At 73.9% G+C, this 17,245-nt stretch carries 21 protein-coding genes; 13 read left to right on the forward strand and 8 right to left on the reverse strand.

The features are described from left to right. Positions 1-71: 71 nt before the first annotated feature. The 3 genes from ABTY56_RS17300 to ABTY56_RS17310 are packed head-to-tail and all read right to left on the reverse strand — an operon-like array spanning position 72 to position 2,691. A complete protein-coding gene (locus ABTY56_RS17300) occupies positions 72-848 on the reverse strand; it encodes a DUF4097 family beta strand repeat-containing protein (protein WP_350629647.1) in 777 nt (258 codons plus the stop codon). Then, positions 845-1,489: a response regulator gene (locus tag ABTY56_RS17305; protein WP_350629648.1), complete on the reverse strand. Its 645-nt coding sequence runs from the start codon at positions 1,487-1,489 to the stop codon at positions 845-847. The genes ABTY56_RS17300 and ABTY56_RS17305 overlap by 4 nt, the downstream gene beginning before the upstream one ends. Continuing rightward, positions 1,477-2,691, reverse strand: a complete 1,215-nt coding sequence (locus ABTY56_RS17310; RefSeq protein ID WP_350629649.1) for a sensor histidine kinase — start codon at positions 2,689-2,691, stop codon at positions 1,477-1,479. Before ABTY56_RS17310 ends, ABTY56_RS17305 begins: the two co-directional genes overlap by 13 nt. A gap of 134 nt (positions 2,692-2,825) precedes the next feature. On the opposite strand from ABTY56_RS17310, the gene ABTY56_RS17315 reads away from it, so the two are divergent. Beyond that, positions 2,826-3,356, forward strand: coding sequence for a hypothetical protein (locus tag ABTY56_RS17315; protein ID WP_350629650.1), 531 nt, complete (start codon positions 2,826-2,828; stop codon positions 3,354-3,356). Then, complete coding sequence (locus tag ABTY56_RS17320) at positions 3,353-3,748, forward strand: hypothetical protein (RefSeq protein ID WP_350629651.1); 396 nt, start codon at positions 3,353-3,355, stop codon at positions 3,746-3,748. Before ABTY56_RS17315 ends, ABTY56_RS17320 begins: the two co-directional genes overlap by 4 nt. 60 nt (positions 3,749-3,808) lie before the next feature. On the opposite strand, the gene ABTY56_RS17325 is transcribed toward ABTY56_RS17320, so the two are convergent. Beyond that, on the reverse strand, positions 3,809-4,753 hold the full coding sequence (locus tag ABTY56_RS17325; RefSeq protein ID WP_350629652.1) for a helix-turn-helix transcriptional regulator: 945 nt from the start codon (positions 4,751-4,753) through the stop codon (positions 3,809-3,811). A 102-nt stretch (positions 4,754-4,855) separates the two neighbouring features. Between ABTY56_RS17325 and ABTY56_RS17330 the strand changes: the two genes are divergently transcribed. Continuing rightward, a complete protein-coding gene (locus ABTY56_RS17330; protein WP_350629653.1) occupies positions 4,856-6,334 on the forward strand; it encodes an MFS transporter in 1,479 nt (492 codons plus the stop codon). A gap of 346 nt (positions 6,335-6,680) precedes the next feature. On the opposite strand, the gene ABTY56_RS17335 is transcribed toward ABTY56_RS17330, so the two are convergent. Beyond that, positions 6,681-7,277, reverse strand: a complete 597-nt coding sequence (locus tag ABTY56_RS17335; protein ID WP_350629654.1) for an alpha/beta fold hydrolase — start codon at positions 7,275-7,277, stop codon at positions 6,681-6,683. A gap of 161 nt (positions 7,278-7,438) precedes the next feature. Between ABTY56_RS17335 and ABTY56_RS17340 the strand changes: the two genes are divergently transcribed. From ABTY56_RS17340 to ABTY56_RS17355, 3 genes are all read left to right on the forward strand, one after another. Continuing rightward, entirely contained in the window at positions 7,439-7,921 is a 483-nt protein-coding gene (locus ABTY56_RS17340) for a MarR family winged helix-turn-helix transcriptional regulator (RefSeq protein ID WP_350629655.1), read from the forward strand. Beyond that, entirely contained in the window at positions 7,918-8,391 is a 474-nt protein-coding gene (locus tag ABTY56_RS17345; protein WP_350629656.1) for a winged helix DNA-binding protein, read from the forward strand. The genes ABTY56_RS17340 and ABTY56_RS17345 overlap by 4 nt, the downstream gene beginning before the upstream one ends. A 269-nt stretch (positions 8,392-8,660) precedes the next feature. Then, positions 8,661-8,894: a hypothetical protein gene (locus ABTY56_RS17355; RefSeq protein ID WP_350629715.1), complete on the forward strand. Its 234-nt coding sequence runs from the start codon at positions 8,661-8,663 to the stop codon at positions 8,892-8,894. 39 nt (positions 8,895-8,933) lie between these two features. On the opposite strand, the gene ABTY56_RS17360 is transcribed toward ABTY56_RS17355, so the two are convergent. Together ABTY56_RS17360 and ABTY56_RS17365 are read right to left on the reverse strand one after the other, a co-directional pair. Next, positions 8,934-10,079: a serine hydrolase domain-containing protein gene (locus tag ABTY56_RS17360; RefSeq protein ID WP_350629657.1), complete on the reverse strand. Its 1,146-nt coding sequence runs from the start codon at positions 10,077-10,079 to the stop codon at positions 8,934-8,936. 123 nt (positions 10,080-10,202) lie between these two features. Continuing rightward, on the reverse strand, positions 10,203-10,649 hold the full coding sequence (locus tag ABTY56_RS17365; protein WP_350629658.1) for an Lrp/AsnC family transcriptional regulator: 447 nt from the start codon (positions 10,647-10,649) through the stop codon (positions 10,203-10,205). A gap of 93 nt (positions 10,650-10,742) precedes the next feature. On the opposite strand from ABTY56_RS17365, the gene ABTY56_RS17370 reads away from it, so the two are divergent. Beyond that, positions 10,743-11,552: an LLM class flavin-dependent oxidoreductase gene (locus ABTY56_RS17370; protein WP_350629659.1), complete on the forward strand. Its 810-nt coding sequence runs from the start codon at positions 10,743-10,745 to the stop codon at positions 11,550-11,552. Beyond that, the gene (locus ABTY56_RS17375) at positions 11,549-11,989 is read left to right on the forward strand and encodes a nucleoside deaminase (RefSeq protein WP_350629660.1); all 441 of its coding nucleotides are present in this window, start codon (positions 11,549-11,551) and stop codon (positions 11,987-11,989) included. The genes ABTY56_RS17370 and ABTY56_RS17375 overlap by 4 nt, the downstream gene beginning before the upstream one ends. A 272-nt stretch (positions 11,990-12,261) precedes the next feature. Here ABTY56_RS17375 and ABTY56_RS17380 read toward each other — a convergent pair whose 3' ends face one another. Beyond that, on the reverse strand, positions 12,262-12,912 hold the full coding sequence (locus ABTY56_RS17380; RefSeq protein ID WP_350629661.1) for a TetR/AcrR family transcriptional regulator: 651 nt from the start codon (positions 12,910-12,912) through the stop codon (positions 12,262-12,264). Positions 12,913-12,987: 75 nt separating this feature from the next. On the opposite strand from ABTY56_RS17380, the gene ABTY56_RS17385 reads away from it, so the two are divergent. The 5 genes from ABTY56_RS17385 (at position 12,988) to ABTY56_RS17405 (ending at position 17,218) form a co-directional block, all read left to right on the forward strand. Next, positions 12,988-13,566 carry an RBBP9/YdeN family alpha/beta hydrolase gene (locus tag ABTY56_RS17385; RefSeq protein WP_350629662.1) on the forward strand — a complete coding sequence of 193 codons (579 nt, stop codon included), beginning with the start codon at positions 12,988-12,990 and terminating at the stop codon, positions 13,564-13,566. A gap of 95 nt (positions 13,567-13,661) precedes the next feature. Beyond that, positions 13,662-14,162 (forward strand): hypothetical protein, encoded by a 501-nt coding sequence (locus ABTY56_RS17390; protein WP_350629663.1) that lies wholly within the window; start codon positions 13,662-13,664, stop codon positions 14,160-14,162. A gap of 160 nt (positions 14,163-14,322) precedes the next feature. Beyond that, positions 14,323-14,901 carry a riboflavin biosynthesis intermediates N-glycosidase gene (ybiA, locus tag ABTY56_RS17395; protein WP_502893141.1) on the forward strand — a complete coding sequence of 193 codons (579 nt, stop codon included), beginning with the start codon at positions 14,323-14,325 and terminating at the stop codon, positions 14,899-14,901. After that, positions 14,898-16,016: a hypothetical protein gene (locus ABTY56_RS17400; RefSeq protein ID WP_350629664.1), complete on the forward strand. Its 1,119-nt coding sequence runs from the start codon at positions 14,898-14,900 to the stop codon at positions 16,014-16,016. The genes ybiA and ABTY56_RS17400 overlap by 4 nt, the downstream gene beginning before the upstream one ends. A 68-nt stretch (positions 16,017-16,084) precedes the next feature. Further along, positions 16,085-17,218: a hypothetical protein gene (locus ABTY56_RS17405; protein ID WP_350629665.1), complete on the forward strand. Its 1,134-nt coding sequence runs from the start codon at positions 16,085-16,087 to the stop codon at positions 17,216-17,218. Positions 17,219-17,245 lie beyond the last annotated feature (27 nt).

Here is a 17,245-nt window from a genome sequence, read left to right on the forward strand (position 1 = left end):
CTCCATTGTCCCCCACCCGGGTGAGCGGCCCGCGCGGCGACCGCGGCGGCGGGCCCGACGCCGGGCCCGTACTACCCCGGGCCGATCGTGATCGACCCCGAGGTGGCCGACGCGTGGATGCGGTTCGGGCTGTCGGAATCCGCCAGCTGCGGGTCGATCCGGCCGTTGCCCGAGCCGACGTCGCTGGAGAAGGCGTAGCGGCTGTTCCTCGGCACGGTCATGGTGACCGAACCGGAGGTGACCTCGGTGTCCACCTGCTGCGGGGCCTTGGCGAAGCTCAGCTCCATCGAGCCCGAGGTGGTCCGCGCCGCCAACCGCCGCACGCTCAGCTTGGTGCCCTGGATCAGCCCCGAGGTCGCTTGCGCGGTCACGTCCCCCGAGGTGTCCACCAGCAGCAGCTCCCCCGAGGTGAGGCTCAGGTCCACGTTCCCGCTCAGGCCCTCGACCCGGATCGAGCCGGAACCCACCGAGCCCGAGACCTCGGTCGAGGCCGGCACGTCCACCTCGATCTCGGCGCCGCAGCCGAAGTCCGCGACCGGCAGGACCTGCCGACAGCGCACGCCGATGGTGAGGAGGTCGCCCTCGGGCACCGTCGACACCACCGGCTTGCGCACCATCCAGTCCAGCCGCTCGCGGACCACCACGTGGTCCTCCCGGCCGGCCCGCACCTTGACCGAGGCGTTGCCGGTCTCCAGCCGCAGCCGGTGGATCGGGCCGTCGTGCGTCCAGTTGGTGACCGTCTGCTGCTGCGCCACCACCGACCAGGTCTGCAGCCCGGCGCCGATCACGACCAGGACGGTCGCGAGCGTCCCGGTGACCCGCCAGGCCTTCGCCGCGCCCGCCGTCACCCGACCTCCAGGAATCGCAGCACCGCCATCACCCGGCGGTGGCTGTCGTCGGCCTGCGGCAGGTCGAGCTTGGTGAAGATCGAGTTGATGTGCTTGGCCACCGCGCTGTCGCTGACCACCAGCGAGCCGGCGATCGCGCCGTTGGAGCGGCCCTCCGCCATCAGGGCGAGCACGTCCCGCTCGCGCGGGGTCAGCTTCTCCAGCGGGTCCCGGTGGCGGCGCACCAGCAGCTGGGCGACCACCTCCGGGTCCAGCGCGGTGCCGCCCTCCGCGACCCGCTGCAGCGCGTCCACGAAGTCGTCCACGTTGGCCACCCGCTGCTTGAGCAGGTAGCCGACACCGCTGGTGTTGGTGGACAGCAGATCGGCGGCGTAGCGCTCCTCCACGTACTGGGAGAGCAGCAGGACGGCGGTCTCCGGCCACTGCCGGCGGATCACCATGGCGGCCTTCACGCCCTCGTCGGTGAAGCCCGGGGGCATCCGGACGTCGGCGACCACCACCTGCGGGTGGTGCTCCTCCACGGCGGCCAGCAGTTCGGTGGCGTCCCCGACGGCGGCCACCACCTCGAAGCCCACCGCCTCCAGGACCTTGACCAGGCCGACCCTCAGCAGGACCGAGTCCTCGGCGATCACAGCGCGCACGGCAACTCCACGGTGATGGTGGTGGGACCCCCGAGGGGGCTGAGAACGGACAGCGTGCCGTCGACCGAGGCGGCGCGCTTGCGCAGACCGGTGAGCCCGGTGCCGCGCGAGGCGTCCGCACCGCCCACGCCGTCGTCGCTGATGACCAGGCGCAGCCGACCCGCGGCCGTCCGCACCGAGAGATCGACCCGGCCGGCCCGGGCGTGCTTGGCCACGTTGGTCAGCGCCTCGGACACGGTGAAGTAGGCGACCGCCTCGACCGTCGGGGCGACCGGCTCGGACAGGTCGACGTCCAGGCGCACCGGCAGCGGGGCGCGCGCCGCGATGCCGGACAGCGCCGCATCCAGGCCGCGGTCCTCCAGGACCGCCGGGTGCAGGCCGCGGACCAGGTCGCGCAGCTCGTCGATGGCCGCCTGCGCCTCCTCGTGCGCGTCGACGATCACCTGCATGACCTCGGGCGGGACGTCCTTGAGGGTGCGCCGGGCCAGGCCCAGGTTCATCGCCAGGGAGGTGAGGCGCTGCTGGGCGCCGTCGTGCAGGTCCCGCTCGATCCGGCGGCGCTCGGCGTCCACCGCGTCGACCAGACCGGCCCGGCTCTCGGCGATCTCCTCGACCCGCCGCTCCAACGCCTCCGCCCGGTCCGGACCGAGCAGCCGCTGCGCCGCCCACACCTCCAGACGGGCGATCAGCGCCGCCGGCCGGTGCGCCACGAGCAGCAGCACCACCCCGAGCAGGGTGAGCCAGACGTCCAGGCCCGCCAGGTCGGAGCGCAGCCCGGTGCCGGGGGGCATCAGCCAGATCCAGCCGTACAGGGTGGCCAGCACCAGGGCGGCGCCCCAGGCGTACAGCACCACCAGCGCGCCCGCCGCCAGCAGCGGGCCGACCACCAGGTGGTGGAGGACCTGGCGCCAGGTCAGCCCCAGCAGCAGCATCCGGCGCCCGGAGAGCGGCCGCGGCCGCGGGATCTCCACCCCGTACAGCGTGCGCAGCCGGCCGCGCTGGAGGGCGGTCAGCGGGCGGGTGAGGACCAGGAGGACGGCGAGCAGCGGGAAGAGCAGCTTGGAATCGGTGACGGCCAGCCAGATCGGCAGGGCCTGCGGTATCCCGGCGGATATGAGGCGGGTGTCCCGCCAGACCTCGGGCGACCACGGTGCACGCCGGAGGCTCCTGACGAGCGCTCGGCGCAACGTGGTGGAGGACATGCCGAACAGCGTAGGGCCCGATGATCATCGGCCGCCATGAAGGGGGGTACCGGGCGGGGGTGTAGCTGGCTACACCCCCGATTCGGGGTGGAGCACCACCGACAGGAAGCGGCCCCGGCGGAACACTTGAGGACATGACGACGACCGCATCGCACTCCGCCACTCCGCCGCACGGGCGGCGCCTCCCCGGGCGCCACGGTGTTCCCGGGGGCGTGCTCCTCCCGGCGTCGGAGCCGGAGGGGACGCTGTCGGCAGGAGAGGGGCCCTGGTCGGTCCGCAGCACCGGCTCCGGCCGCGGCCGGGCCGCCCTGGAGCTCTACCAGCACGGCGAGTTGGCCGACGTCCTGGTCGCCGCCCGGCTCACCCCGCAGCTCCTGCGCGGGGCCCGGCGCAGCCCGTCCGGCGGGCGGGCCTGGCACGTGATCGCCTGGGGCCGGCTGGCGGCCGACGGCACCGCGCCCTCGGTGGTGTTCGCCGGGCGGCGGGCGTTCCGATCGGTGAGCTCCGCCGTCGCGGCCCAGGTGGCCACGGTCGCCGGGCGGTTCTGGCTCGCCTGGGCCGAGGGACCGTTCGACGCGGTGCTGGTCGAGCACCCGACCGGCGGGCCGGCCGAGCGGCTGCCGCTGGAGCGGATCCCGGCACGCCGGATCGGGGGTGCGGCATGAGCACCGCCGTCCTCTCCGGCCGGACCGCCTGCTCGCTCCCCGCCTTCGTCCTGCCCGAGCGCTTCGCCCGGGTGCCCGTCATGGCGGCGGTCGCACTGCTGCCCTGGCTGGCGATGCTCGCCGTCTGCCACGAGACCCCGTGGGTCGTGCTCGACCTGGTGGAGTTCTCCGCCCTCCTCTCGCTGGACGCGCTGCTGCGCCGGCGCCACCCCGCCGCGCTGTGGGCGGCCGCCGCGGTGGCCCTGCTGCTCACCGCGGACGCGCTGGCCGACATCGCCTGCGCCGGGCCGGGGCACGCGGTGCTCGCGGCGCTGGCCATGGCGGGCTGCATCGAGCTGCCGCTCGCGGTGGTGTGCCTGCTGCTCGGGCGGCAGGCGGCCGTCCGCGGCTGAGGCCCGGAGGACACGTGGCCGACCGCGACCGGAGCCCGGTGAGCCGGTGGCCGTCCGCGGTCAGAGCCCGGTGGGCAGTCGGTCCATCAGCGCGCGGGTCCCGTCGTCCAGCGGGGTGTAGGTGATCATCCGGCTGCCGTGCCCGGGGCCGAGCCAGAAGTTGGTGTACTCGCAGCTCAGCAGACCGACGCCGGGCACCTGGAAGCGCTTGATGCCGTTGCCCGGCCGCATCACGTCGTGCCGCTGCCAGAGCTCCGCGAAGTCCGGCGAGGCCCTGAGCACCCGCGCCACCAGCGCCTTCCACGCCGGCTCCGAGCTGTGGTCGGCCATCGCCGAACGGAAGCGGGCCACCATGCCGAGGCGTTCCGTGCGGTAGTCGATCAGCACGTCGCGGAACCGCGAGGGCGTGAACGCCATCCACAGCAGGTTCCGGTCCTCGGGCGGCAGGGCGGCCAGGTCGCCGACGATCCCGGTGTACTGCGCGTTGTACGCCAGCACGTCGTAACGGGAGTTGACCACCAGGGCCGGGTACGGCGCCATCTGCTCCAGCACCAGCCGCACGCTCGGGGTCACCGAGGGGCACTCCTTGACCGGCGCCGGGTCGTCCGCGCCGGCCAGGGTGAACAGGTGCGCGCGCTCGCTCGGGTCCAGCAGCAGCGCCCGGGCCACCGCGTCCAGCACCTGGGTGGACACCTGGATGTCCCGCCCCTGCTCCAGCCACGTGTACCAGGTCACCCCGACCGCGGCGAGCTGCGCGACCTCCTCGCGCCGCAGCCCCGGCGTGCGGCGGCGGCCGGTCATCGGCAGGCCCACCTGCTCGGGCGCGATCCGCTCGCGGCGGCTGCGCAGGAAGGCGGCCAGTTCGTGCCGGCGCGCGTCGCCGGGCGTGGCGGGAGCGGCGGGAGCGGCGGGCGTGCCGGGCCTGGCGGGAGCGGCGGGATCGACCGGGGTGGCGGGGGCTTTCGCGGCGGCCGGGGCTTGCGCGGCGCGGGTCATCAGGCTCATGCTCCCCAGCATGCGACAGTCGTCAGCCTGTTGCCAGGTACTTCTTATACCTGGATAACCACACTCTGGTACCAGGGTATCGACCGGCGGATCGTATGACCCGTGACCCAACAACTCGCCGTCGCCCCCGCCCCGCGCCGCACCGCCACCACCCCCGGCACCGCGGCCCCCGCCCCCGCCCCCGCCCCCGCCCCCGGCACTCCCACGCTCGGCACCGCCGGACTGGTCACCGTCCTGCTCGGGGCCTTCCTGCCGATGCTCGACTTCTTCATCGTCAACGTCGCCCTGCCCACCATCGACAAGGACCTGGCCGCCGGGCCCGCCGTCCTCGAACTGGTCGCCGCCGGCTACGGCATCGCCTTCGCCGTCCTGCTCGTCCTCGGCGGGCGACTCGGCGACATCTTCGGCCGCCGCCGGCTCTTCGTCGTCGGCGCCGCCGCCTTCGCCCTCACCTCACTGGCCTGCGGCCTCGCCCCCGACGCGTGGTCCCTGGTCGCCGCCCGGGCCGCCCAGGGCGCATCGGCCGCGCTGCTGATCCCGCAGGTGCTCGGCACCATCACCGCCGCCACCGACGGCGCCCGGCGCGGCCGCGCGCTCAGCGTGTACGGCGCGGTCGGCGGAATCTCGGTGGTCATCGGGCAGGTGCTCGGCGGAATGCTGGTCGCCGCCGACCTGTTCGGCACCGGCTGGCGCTCGGTGTTCCTGCTCAACGTGCCGTTCGCGCTGCTCGCGGTGGTGCTCGCGGTCCGCTACGTCCCGGAGAGCAGGGCCACCCGGGCCGCCCGGGTCGACGTGCCCGGCACCGTCCTGCTCACCGCCACCCTGCTCTCCCTGCTCGTCCCGCTGATGGAGGGCCGGGCCGCCGGCTGGCCGCTCTGGTCCTGGGTGCTGCTCGGGCTGTTCCCCGTCCTGGCCGTCGCCTTCGCCCTGGTCGAGCGCCGCGCCGAGCAGCGCGGCGACACCCCGCTGGTGCCGCCGACCCTGCTGCGCATCCCGGAGATGCGGCGCGGCCTCGGCATCGCGCTCCCCTACTTCGCGGGCTTCGGCGGCTTCATGTTCGTCATCGCGGTCGCCCTCCAGCAGGGGCTGAAGCTCGGCCCGGTCGCGGCCGGCTGGGCGCTCGTCCCGATGGCCGTCGGCTACTTCAGCGCCTCGCTCGCCGGCCCGCGCCTGATCGGCCGCTGGGGCAGCCGGGTGCTCAGCGCCGGCGCCGTCATCCAGGCCGCCGGCCTCGCCACCCTCGCCCTGACCGTCCTCGCCGACTGGGCGCACTTCTCCCCGCTGCGGATGGCCCCGGGCGTCGCCCTCGCGGGGATCGGTCAGGGCCTGATCGGCACCCCGCTGTTCCGGGTCGTCCTCGCCAAGGTGCCCGCCGCCCGGGCCGGCGTCGGCAGCGGCGCCCTCGCCACCGGCCAGCAGTCCAGCCTCGCCCTCGGCGTCGCCACCCTCGGCACCCTCTACCTGTCGCTCTCCCCCAGCCTCGGCATGGGCCGCGCGCTCGCCCTCTGCCTGGGCATCCAGCTCCTCGGCTCGTTCACCATCCTCTACCTGACCACCCGGCTCCCCCGTTCCATCGGCTGACCCGCGGGGCCTCCGGGCCCCCGGCGGCGGCGGACGGCCCCGCGATCGCACGTCGATCGCGGGGCCGTCGGCGTTCCGGCTCCGGCGGTCCGGCGCTCCGGCGCTCGTTCGCGTGAAATCGACGCACATTCCTCGTGATCGCCGCACGATCGGCTCTACCGTGAGTCGCATGACAGCCAGAGTCCCGATCCGGCAACTTCAGTAGCACGCCAGCGAGTTGATCGACCGCGTCGTGCCGGTGATCACCCCCGGCCTGCCCGTCGGCGAGTCCCGGTAGTCGGACTGTCGGGCCCCCTGGGGGCGTGCGGGCGCCCGGCAACACCCGGGCCCGGCCGGCGGATTCGGGCTACCTGCCGGTGTCCAGGGAAGCGACGAAGCGGTCCAGGCGGGCGGTCACCTGCCGCAGGACCTCTATCGAACCCAGGGCGTCGTCCGGCAGTTCGAGGCCGTGGCCTGCCCCGGGCACCTCCAGGACCTCGTGCCCGCTCGATTCGGCGATCCGGCGGTCCCACACCGGGTCGGCGCTGCCACCGACCAGGAGGGTCGGGGCCTCGGTGCGGCGCAGGGCTCGGACGACCGGCTCGGAGGTCAGGACCGGGGTCAGCCAGACGGCAGCGAGGCCGCGGTCGGCGGCGATACCGCCGGCGAAGGAGGCCAGGGACTTGCCGACGAGCAGGCGGCAGGCGCCGCCCTCGGCGTCGACGGCCCGGGTGACCTCCCGCTCGACCCAGGTGATCCGGTCCTCCGGCTCGAACGCACGGAATTCGTCGGGGACTTGCCACCACACCTCCTGGACCGTCCAGCCCTGCTGCTGGAGCACCGAACCGGCGAAGTGGAGCAACGGCCTGGCCGGCGTGTACCCGACGCCCGGGAGGACGAGGGCGACGCGGTCGGGGGCGCCGTCGAAACGGGTGGGCATGCTGAGCGGGGAGGGAGTCGGCATGGGCGAAGGCTACGTGCCGCGACGCCGTGACGTGCTGTCAATTCCGGTCGCCGCAAAGGCTGTCGATCGGGCTTCGGGCCGGGCTTCGGGCCGGGCGGGCAGGCTCCGTCGGATGGCGAAAACAGTAGCCATGGACATAGTAGCCATGTACTGTATCTGCCGTGAGTTCACCAACCGAGGGCGCGACCGCCGGTTTCCTGGTCTGGCGCCTGTCGACGAAGTGGCGGGTGGCCGTCGACCGGGCGGTCGCACCGCTGGGCCTGACCCACGCCCAGTACGCCGTGATGGCATCGCTGTACGGCATGGCGCGCTCCGGGCTGCGGCCCAGCCAGCGCCGACTCGCCGACCACACGGGGCTGGAGGCGCTGTACGTCTCCAAGCTCGCCCGCGCCCTGGAGGCCAACGGGCTCGTCGCCCGCACCCGGGACCCGGACGACCCGCGCGCCGTACAGCTGTCGCTCACCGAGCAGGGACGCGACGTCACCCGCCGCGCGATCACCGTGGTCCAGGGCCTCCTGGACCGGCTGCTGGAACCGCTCGGCGGCCAGGACAGCCCGCGCGCACGGCAGTTCACGAGCGAACTGGCCGCCCTGCTCGACGCACCTCTTGATCCGCCCACCGAGAACGACGAGGAGCAATCATGACCACCGCCGCCGAGCAAGCCACCGCCCCCACCGTCGTCAACGGCCGGGTCATAGCCCTGGCGCACCACGCCGCGCGCGCCCTCCTGGAGGGAGTGCTGGACCGGCACGGTGCCACCTTCCACCACAGCGTGACGCTCCGGGTGGTCGACGTCGCGGGCGGCTCCATCGCCCGGGACGAGCTGGTCCGCGACGTCATCGGCTCTCTGAAGGTCGAGGAGTCGGTCGTGCGCGGCGTGGTCGAGGAGCTGACGACGGCGCAACTGCTGGAGGCGGAGCAGACGGAGGTGTCCCGGCTCCGGCTCACCGACGCCGGCCGTGAGCTGTACGAGCGCACCACCGCCGAGACCGCCGAGATCACCACCCGCCTCTACGCCGACATCCCGGCCGGGGACCTCGCCGTCGCGGGCCGCGTGCTGGCCCTGGTCACGCAACGTGCGAACGCCGAACCGGCCGCGACCCGGGGCGTCTGAGCCTGGGAAACCACGGCCTCGGCCGCCCGTGCGGGCAGCCGGCCGGCCGCTGCCGCGGTCCGGGGCGGGCACACCACCCGCTCCGCCCCCAGGACGACGTGGTGGAACAGCCCTTGGCGTACGACGGTCCGGGTCGTCCCCGGACGGCAGGCGGGCCAGGAGGGCCGCGTGCGCCGTCCGGACGTCCGGACGACGGGCGTTCCGCTCAGTGATCCGATCGACGTTCCGAGACATGTTGGGATCCTTCGTATGCGGGGAAGGGTCGTCCCATGATCCTCGTTCTGGTGTTCCTGCTCGCGCTCGTCGCCGCCGTCGTCGGCATCACCCTGCACCTGGTGCTCCGGGAGCGGGCGCGACGGCTCCACTCGGACGACGCGGAGGGGATGCTGATCGAGCAGCAGCGGACCGTCCAGGCCGCGCGGATGCGGGCGACCTACACGAGCGCGTCCCTCCACCACGGCACCGGCCTGGTGACCGACGAGGTGTACCGGCACCACTCCTGAGGCGCAGCCGGGGCCACGCCAGGGGCCGGACCGACCGGCTCAGCGGCACAGGGCCGTGTCCACGACGCCCTCCAGCCGCCGGGTCACGTCGTAGTCGGCCGGAACGGTCGTCACCGCGATGTTGACGGCGCGGCCGTCCTCGGTGACGCCGCCCCGGGTCTCGTACCCGGGGATGTCACCGCCGTGCCCCCAGTAGACCCCGCCGCAGGACAGCGGTCGGCTGAAGATCCCCAGGCCGGAGCCCATGCCGGTGTCCCCGACCGGGACGGTGGTGCGCATCCGGGCGAGCTGGGCCGGCGGGAGGAGGTGTCCGGCGAGCAGCTCGGAGAAGAACCGGTTGAGGTCGGAGCCGGTGGAGATCATCTGCCCGGCCGCCCAGCCCGCCGAGGGGTCCAGTTCCGTGAAGTCCCGCAGCGGGCCGTCGGCGGTGTCCTTGCGGTAGCCCTCGGGGTGGGGCTCCCGGATCGTCCGGTCGCCTGCGGCGGGGAAGTAGGTGTGCCGCAGTCCGAGGGGACGGACGACGCGCCGGTCGATCTCCTCGGCGAGCGGCCGACCGGTGACCCGCTGGACGATCAGGCCGGCCAGCACGTAACCGGTACTGCTGTAGCCGAACTTCTCCCCGGGAGCGAACTGCGGCTTCTGCCGGAGGGCGAGGTCCAGGAGCTCGCGCGGCTCGAAGTACCGGTCCCGGAGGGAGGCTTCGTCGAGCAGCCCCTCATAGTCCGCCAACCCGCTGGTGTGCTGCAGGAGTTGGCTGACGGTGATGCGCCGCCCGTCGATGCCCTCGCCGCGGACCAGGCCGGGGAGGTAGGTGTCGACCGGGGCGTCCAGGTCGACCTTCCCCTCCCCCACCAGCTGCAGCACGACCACGGCGGTGAAGGTCTTGGTGTTGCTGCCGATCCGCACCTGCCCGTCGACCGGCACCCTCGCCCCGGTGGCCAGGTCCCCTACTCCGGCCGTGTAGTGGCGGATCCGGCCGTCCGGGTCCCGTACGGTCGCGAGTGCGGCGGGCACGCCGTCCGCGCGCACCAGCGCCTCCAGCCCCTGCCGGACGGCGTCCGGTCGGGAGGCGGAGGACGCGGTGGGCGGTGCGGCGGCCTGAGCGGCGGCGGGCGTCAGGACGCCGGTGCCGGCGACGACCGCGGCCGAGAGCGCGAGGGCCATGTGGCGGATCCGCTGACGCATGGGTCAACTCCTCTGGAAGCGTGGGGAGTAGGTCCTCCCTGGTCACGACCGCCAGTCTGGTCGCACGGCGCACGAACGACCTCCCCCGATCGAGGGAGCGCCGCCACCCGCGTGCAGAACCGGTCAGGGCCTGGCCGGCCCGCGCAGGGGCAGCGTCCGGCTGTAGACGACACTCGTGGTCGTACTGCCGAAACCGGCCAACTCGTCGACCAGGGTCTCCAGGTGCTCCATGGAGGTGGCCGCGACCTTCAGGGTGTAGCAGTCGTCGCCGGTGGTGCGCAGGCACTCCAGGATCTCGCGCCGCGCGGCGAGCAGGCGGCGCAGCGGCTCGTGCCGGTTGCCCGGGTACTTCAGCCGGACGACGGCGAGGACGGGGTAGCCGACCTTCGCCAGGTCCACCGTCGCGTGGTAGCCGGTGATGACGCCCAGCGACTCCAGGTTCCGGACGCGTTCGGTGGTGGCGGACGCGCTGAGGCTCACCCGCCGCCCCAGCTCGCTGAGGGAGACGCGGGCCTCGCCCTGCAGTTGCTCGATGATCGCCCAGTCGGTGTCGTCAAGATTCACGGCCATACGGCGAATCTACCGGGAGAACCACGGTGAACCGCCCCTCATGGCGGGAGGATCGGGTTCCGTCCGCCGTGATCACGGGGATAGCCTCGGCGCATGCAACTTGGCGTCAACGTACCGAACTTCGGCCCGGGGACCGATCCCGGCGTGCTGCGCGAATGGGCCCGCACCGTGGAGGCGCTCGGCTTCGACCTCCTCATGGTGTCGGACCACGTGGCGGTGACCCCGGACGTGGCCGAGCGGTACCCGGAGCCCTTCCACGAGCCGTTCACCACGCTGTCCTGGCTGGCCGGGATCACCACCGGCCTGCGGCTGGGCACGACCGTGCTCGTCCTGCCCTACCGCAACCCCCTGCTGGTGGCCCGGATGGCCGGCACCCTCGACCGGCTCAGCGGCGGCCGGTTCGTCCTCGGCGTGGGGGTCGGCTGGGCCCGCCAGGAGTTCGACGCGCTCGGCGTGCCGTTCGGCGCGCGTGGCCGGCTGACCGACGAGTACCTGGGCACACTGCGGGAGGCCTGGAAGGAGCAGGGCGGATCCGTACCGGTCTGGGTCGGCGGCCACAGCGAGGCGGCACTGCGCCGCGCGGCCCGGTTCGGCGACGCCTGGCACCCGCTGCGGCTGCCGCTCGCCCGGATGCGGTCGGTGCTGGCCGAGCACCCGATGCCCGGCTTTGCGCCCCGCATCGCCCTGCGGCTGACCGCCACCCCTGTCGACGACCCCGGGAGGCCGGCCGGCGTCGGCACCGTCGATCAAGTCCTCGACGACCTACGGCAGTTGCGCGACCTCGGCGCCGAGACCGTCGTCCTCGACCCGTATCACGGGGACCCCGAGGAGACCCGCCGCCCGCAGACGGCCTGGCGGGACCTCACCACCGTGACCACCCACTGGAAGGCGGCGACCGCATGATCACCGAAGCCGACGAGACCCTGCTGCGCCGCGCCGTCGCCATCGCCGCCCACGCCGTCACCCTGGGCGACGCCCCGTACGGCTCCCTGCTGGCCGGCCCGGACGGCGGGATCATCGCCGAGGCCCACAACACCGTGCGGCGCGACGACGACATCACCGCCCACCCGGAACTCAAGCTCGCCCGCTGGGCCGCCCGCGAACTCGACCCGGACACGGCCGCCCGCACCACGATGTACACCAGCTGCCAGCCGTGCGGGATGTGCCACGGCGGCATCGTCCGATCCGGCATCGGCCGGGTCGTCTACGCGCTGTCGACGGAGCAGCTCGTCGCCCTCAACCCGCCGTCGGGCGCCTGGCCGCAGGTGCCGCAGGACGGCCCGGCCCTGCACGAGGAGGCCCGGCTGCCGATCGAGACGTACTACCCGCCGAGCACCTGAGCCGATCGCATCACCTCGGACGGCTCGCTGGGCCCCGTACCGGCGACCGGCCTCCGGCACTCGGCGCCGACGGCGGCGGGGGCGGGGGCGGGGGCGGGGGCGGGGGCCACCACGATCGCTGCCGCGACTTCGCGCCGAGCAGCTGCTCCGGAACGGCGGAGGCTACGACCACTTCGCAACCCCGTCCGGCAACCGACGCCACCGCGCGAGAAGTCGACCGAGCCGACTTCTCGTGCGGCGTCGCCATTGTCGCGGCGCCCCGTCGAGACGCCCTACCGGGCCGATTGCGGACTCCCCTGCCGCGCGAGGCCGTTCAGCAGCTGCTCGACGTGAGCGGCGGCCAGGGCGGGTTCGAGGGGCTGGTGCTCGACCAGGAGGCGGTACCAGAAGAGTCCGAAGAAGTGGTCGGTGGCCGCCTCCAGGTCGGCACCGGCCGGGAGTTCGCCGCGCCGGACGCCACGGGCGAGCAGGGCGAGCACGACGGCGCGCCGGCTCTCCACCCACTCCCGGAACGGCCCGGCGAACGCTGGGTCGAGCTGGGCCTCCGCCATCAGGCCGCGCAGCGTGCGGATGCGGACGGGGTGCGCGGTGACGCCGTACAGGGCGGTGGCGAAGGCGGTCAGGTCGCCGGTGAGCGAGCCGGTGTCGGGTTCGGGCATCCGCTGTTCGACGGCGGTGCGGTAGGCGTCCATGACGAGGATCGCCTTCGACTTCCACCAGCGGTAGATGGTGCTCTTGGCGACGTCGGCGCGGGCGGCGATGCGCTCGATGGTGACGGCCTGGTAGCCGAGTTCCTCGACGAGCTCGATGGCGGCGGCCAGGACGGCGTCGTGGGCGTCCTGACTGCGGATCCGGCCGCCGGTGCGGCGGCCGACGGCTTCTCCGCCGGGGGTTTCTCGGCTGGGGGTTTCTCCGGAAGGCACCTCCTCACGCTAGCAGCGTGCTACCTTCTAATCGAAACGCGACGGATCGTTTGAATTCTGGGGAGTGGATCGATCATGAGCGAGATCGTGGTGGCACACGGCTACGGCGCGAGCGACGACAGCGCCTGGTTCCCGTACCTGACCGAACAGTTGACCAAGGAGGGCCACCGGGTCACCGTGCCCCGGCTGCCGGACACCGGGGCGCCGCGCCTGGAGCCGTGGCGCAAGGCCTACGGCGAGGCGGCACTCGCCGCCGGCCCGGCCGGGTCCACCGTCCTGGTCGGGCACAGCATCGGCGCCGTCAACGTCCTGCGCTTCCTGGAGCAGCACGACCCCGCGGACGGGGTGTTCGCGGGCGTCCTGCTGGTGTCGGCCTCCGCCCACGAGGTCGGGTACGAGGCACTCGCCTCGTTCTTCGCGGACGAGTTCGACTGGGCGCGCATCCGTCGCTCGGCCCGGCACTTCCGCGTCCTCCAGGCCATGGACGACCCGGTCAACCAGCCCGACCCGACCGAACACGTCCGCCTGTTCGTCGAGGGCCTCGGCGCCACCGCCGTCGTGACGCCCACCGGCGGTCACTTCGGCGCCACCCCGGACGACCACGTCGAGGTGCCGGAGGCCGTCCGGCTGGTCCTGGAACTTCTCGCCGCCTGATCACCAGGTGACCCCTCCGGCCGGAGGGGTCACGCCACAGCCGTCCCCCGAAGGACGGCCACCGGCTCGCCGCCCACGCCCGTCGCGGAGGTCGGTTGTGGTCCTCCCTCGCCGACAGCGTCTACGTCTCCTACTACAAGGACCTCGGCGGCATGAGCGGCGCCGCCCTCGCCGGCGACGCCGGCCTCACCGCCTACGCCCGCACCTGGCGCCACCGCTACGGCGGCCAGATCTTCCAGCAGTGGCCCGCCGCCCTCGACGGCCTGGACACCGTCCTCCCGCACCTCGCCGACTACACCCGCCATGCTGCGGGCCTCGCACCTGCACTGGCCGCCCTCCCCGGCGCCCGCGTCTACCCCGAGGTGCCGCCGACGCACGAGTTCCAACTCTGGCTCCCGCACCCGGCCAAGGCGTTGAACGCCGCCCACCTGGCCCTCGCCGAACAGGAGGGCACCTGGTTCATCTCCCACTGGGACGACGCCGCCCCCGGCCTCGCCATGGCCGAAGTCACCCTCGCCGGCCCCGCACAGGGCTGGACGGCCGACGAGGTCACCGAATTCGGGCTTCGCTTCTTGGAGTTGGCCGCCAAGGCCTGACCGAAGGAATCTCCGGAGGCACCCGGCCAGGGCAGCGCGGATCATCCCGGCAGCTTCGGGGATTCAAGTCGCCGAGCGACTGCTCCGCCTTGAGCTCGTCCAGGGTTGCGCCGCAACCAAACGGTTCGCCACCACGACCCCTTTGTGTCACTATGACGATATGAGCGAGATGCACGTGGGGAACCCCGCTGCCGTCCGCAGCCGTGAGGAGCTGACGGCGCTGATGGCCGACGGGGTGCACCCGAAGTGGGTGATGTTCTGGGGGCACACGGCGCGCCGGGGCGGCGGCACCCGGCAGGAGTGCCTGAGCCAGTGGTGGCCCGGCGAGTTCACCGTCGACGGGGTGACGTACGGCTCCGCCGAGCACTGGATGATGGCCGGCAAGGCCCGGATGTTCGGGGATGAGGCCATCGAGCGGCAGGTGCTGGCGGCCCGGACGCCGGCCGAGGCGAAGAAGCTGGGTCGGCTGGTCGAGGGCTTCGACGACAAGGCCTGGGCCGCCGGGCGGTTCGAGCTGGTCGTCGCGGGCAACGTGGCGAAGTTCGGGCAGGACGAGGCGCTGCGCGCCTACCTGCTGGGCACCGGCAGCCGGGTGCTGGTCGAGGCCAGCCCGGTGGACCGGATCTGGGGCATCGGGCTCGCGGCCGACGACATCCGGGCCCAGCAGCCCGCCGAGTGGCGCGGGCTGAACCTGCTGGGCTTCGCGCTGATGGAGGCGCGGGCGCGGCTGGCCGCATGAGCACGGTCGCCCCGCTGCTGGACGGGGCGGTGGTGGCTTCGGCCGCCGCCGCCCTGGTCGTGACGCCGAGGGTGCTGCGCGCCGGGGCGCGGCCCGGCCGCGGGCGCACGATCGGGCCGGAGGCGCCACTGGCGGCCGTCGTCGCGCTGATCCTCCTCAACCAGGTCCTGGTCGCCGTCTACGTGAACCGGGTGCACGGCGGGGACGCGTCCTTCATCGCCCGCTACCTGCCTCCGGGCTGGTTCGACGTCCCCCGTCTCGACGCCCTCGCCGCCCGCTTCCCCGCACCGGAGCTGCTGGCCCCGTCCGTCCTGCGGGTGCAGGCCTTCCTCGAACTGCCGCTCGTGCTCCTGGCGTTCGTGTCGGTCGTCCGGCGACTGGACGGCGCCCTGTACGTCCGGCTGGCCCGCTCGCCGCTGCTCCCGCTCGCCGCCGTCTCGTACACCGCGGCGTTCTGCGCCGTCGAGTGGGACCTGCGGAACCCGTACACCGTGGACGACCTCGTCCTGCGGGTGCTCTCGGCCGCCGTCACCCCGCCGCTGATCGTCTGGCTCGCCCGGCGCGAACCCGTCGCCGACGCGGCCGCCCCCGCCCGCGGCAACCCGTTCCTCTTCGCACTCGACCTGTGGGCGTACGGCCAGTTGATGCTGGTGCTGTACGACACGGCGCTGCTCTACAACCTCGCCCGGATCGGCGACCACCTCCTCCCCGCCGCAGCCGCCTCGGCGGTCCTCGTCGCCACCCGTCTCGCCCCGCGTTCCGTGGCCCCGCGGACCGGCCCGCACACCGAAGCCCTCACCGCGACCATCGGCCGGGCCCTCGCCCTCTTCCTCGTCCCGGCCCTGGCGATCCGCTACGCGGAGTCCTTCGGTACGCCCCGACTCGCCGCGCTCGCCGGCCTCCTGGTGATCGGGGCAGCCGCTCGACGCGACACCGCGCGCCTGCTGCTGCCCGCCGTCGCCGGCGCGGCGGCCGGCTACGTCGTCGCGGTCCTCGTCCCGGGTCCCTACTACGAGGCGACCCTCCTCCGGAGCGCGACCGGCGCACTTCTTGCCGCGACCGCCCTCTGCGCGCTCCTTGACACCACTCGGGCACGACTGGTCGTGCGCTCTTAACTCCCTAGCCACATACCGACGCCAGGATGTCCTGCAGTCAGGGTCTGGATGGACAGGTTGGGGCGATCATGCGCATGCGGCCGACGGCACAATCCGCAGGCCAGCAGCTGGAGGGCGAGCAACAGGCCGCCGAACTCCGCGCGGAGCTGGACGAGTTACTCCGCGCGAGCCGCTACGCGAGTCAGCGTGAGCGGCGGCTGAACGAGGCGATCCGGGCGACCCCGGGTCGCCAACGGCCGGAGGGCGAGCTGTTGCGGCAGCTCGCCCAGGCCCGCACCCTCCGCGAGGGACTGGGGGCCCGGTGCCGCCAACTCAGCGACCAGTTGGAGGCGTTGGAGATGCGCCTCAGACACGTACCGCAAGAACAGGGGCCGCAGGAACCAGGACAGCAGGAACCACCACAGCATCACCGGCGACCGGAGCCCGCACCCCCGCAGGCCCCACCGCCCCCCGCCCGTCCCGACATCGGCGCCCTCACCGAGCGGATCACCACCCTCCACCGGTCCGGCGCCCGCGACGAGGCCACGGAGCTGATCGACCAGGCAGCCGCCCGCCTCGCCCCCGCCGACACCGCACTGCTGGTCGGCATGCTCGCCCGGTACGGTCCGGCCGGCGCCTCCCTCCGACTCGCCCGCGGCACGGCGCGGTCCGCCCCCGAACACGCCGTCGCCGTCCTGGCCGAACTGCGCGAACTGGGCCTGGCCGAGGAGGCCGCCGAACTGTTCCACGCCTTCTGGTCCTACCCCGCCGCCTCCGTCCCCGGACTCCTCTCCGCACTGGAACGGGCCGGGCAGAACGCGGACGGCGCGACGCTCCTGTGGGAGTGGGGATCGGCACCGACCGCCGAGCTGACCTCCCTCGCCGCCTGCCTCCAGCAGCACGACCGCCCGGGCGACGTCCGGACCCTGCTGCGCCAGGCCGCCGGCCGCCCCACCGCGGACCTCGCCGCGCTCACCACCGAGCTGCCGCCCGCCCTCGCCACGGCCCTGCTGAACGAACTGGCGGCGCTCCGCCCGCCCGTCGAGATCGTCCGCCTGGCGGCCGCGTTGGACGGCGCCGGCAGCCGGGAGCTGTACGGGCAGCTGCTGGCCGCCCTGCTCGCCGACGAGGCCCGGCACCGCACCACCCTCGCCGCCCTCCGCGCGGCCGGCCTGCCGACCACACCGCCCGCGGCCCCCCGCTCCCGCTGGGGACGGCGGTAGCGCCCCGCCGGGACGGCGGTAACGCCC

The sequence above is a fragment of the Kitasatospora sp. NPDC097691 genome, assembly GCF_040302665.1.
Classification (GTDB): domain Bacteria; phylum Actinomycetota; class Actinomycetes; order Streptomycetales; family Streptomycetaceae; genus Kitasatospora.

Bases quoted from the DNA above. Each gene is read 5' to 3' on its own strand.
- ABTY56_RS17310 (WP_350629649.1), bottom strand. From the start codon at position 2,691: ATGTCCTCCACCACGTTGCGCCGAGCGCTCGTCAGGAGCCTCCGGCGT.
- ABTY56_RS17315 (WP_350629650.1), top strand. From the start codon at position 2,826: ATGACGACGACCGCATCGCACTCCGCCACTCCGCCGCACGGGCGGCGC.
- ABTY56_RS17320 (WP_350629651.1), top strand. From the start codon at position 3,353: ATGAGCACCGCCGTCCTCTCCGGCCGGACCGCCTGCTCGCTCCCCGCC.
- ABTY56_RS17325 (WP_350629652.1), bottom strand. From the start codon at position 4,753: ATGAGCCTGATGACCCGCGCCGCGCAAGCCCCGGCCGCCGCGAAAGCC.
- ABTY56_RS17335 (WP_350629654.1), bottom strand. From the start codon at position 7,277: ATGCCGACTCCCTCCCCGCTCAGCATGCCCACCCGTTTCGACGGCGCC.
- ABTY56_RS17345 (WP_350629656.1), top strand. From the start codon at position 7,918: ATGACCACCGCCGCCGAGCAAGCCACCGCCCCCACCGTCGTCAACGGC.
- ABTY56_RS17355 (WP_350629715.1), top strand. From the start codon at position 8,661: ATGATCCTCGTTCTGGTGTTCCTGCTCGCGCTCGTCGCCGCCGTCGTC.
- ABTY56_RS17360 (WP_350629657.1), bottom strand. From the start codon at position 10,079: ATGCGTCAGCGGATCCGCCACATGGCCCTCGCGCTCTCGGCCGCGGTC.
- ABTY56_RS17365 (WP_350629658.1), bottom strand. From the start codon at position 10,649: ATGGCCGTGAATCTTGACGACACCGACTGGGCGATCATCGAGCAACTG.
- ABTY56_RS17370 (WP_350629659.1), top strand. From the start codon at position 10,743: ATGCAACTTGGCGTCAACGTACCGAACTTCGGCCCGGGGACCGATCCC.
- ABTY56_RS17375 (WP_350629660.1), top strand. From the start codon at position 11,549: ATGATCACCGAAGCCGACGAGACCCTGCTGCGCCGCGCCGTCGCCATC.
- ABTY56_RS17385 (WP_350629662.1), top strand. From the start codon at position 12,988: ATGAGCGAGATCGTGGTGGCACACGGCTACGGCGCGAGCGACGACAGC.
- ybiA (WP_502893141.1), top strand. From the start codon at position 14,323: ATGAGCGAGATGCACGTGGGGAACCCCGCTGCCGTCCGCAGCCGTGAG.
- ABTY56_RS17400 (WP_350629664.1), top strand. From the start codon at position 14,898: ATGAGCACGGTCGCCCCGCTGCTGGACGGGGCGGTGGTGGCTTCGGCC.
- ABTY56_RS17405 (WP_350629665.1), top strand. From the start codon at position 16,085: ATGCGCATGCGGCCGACGGCACAATCCGCAGGCCAGCAGCTGGAGGGC.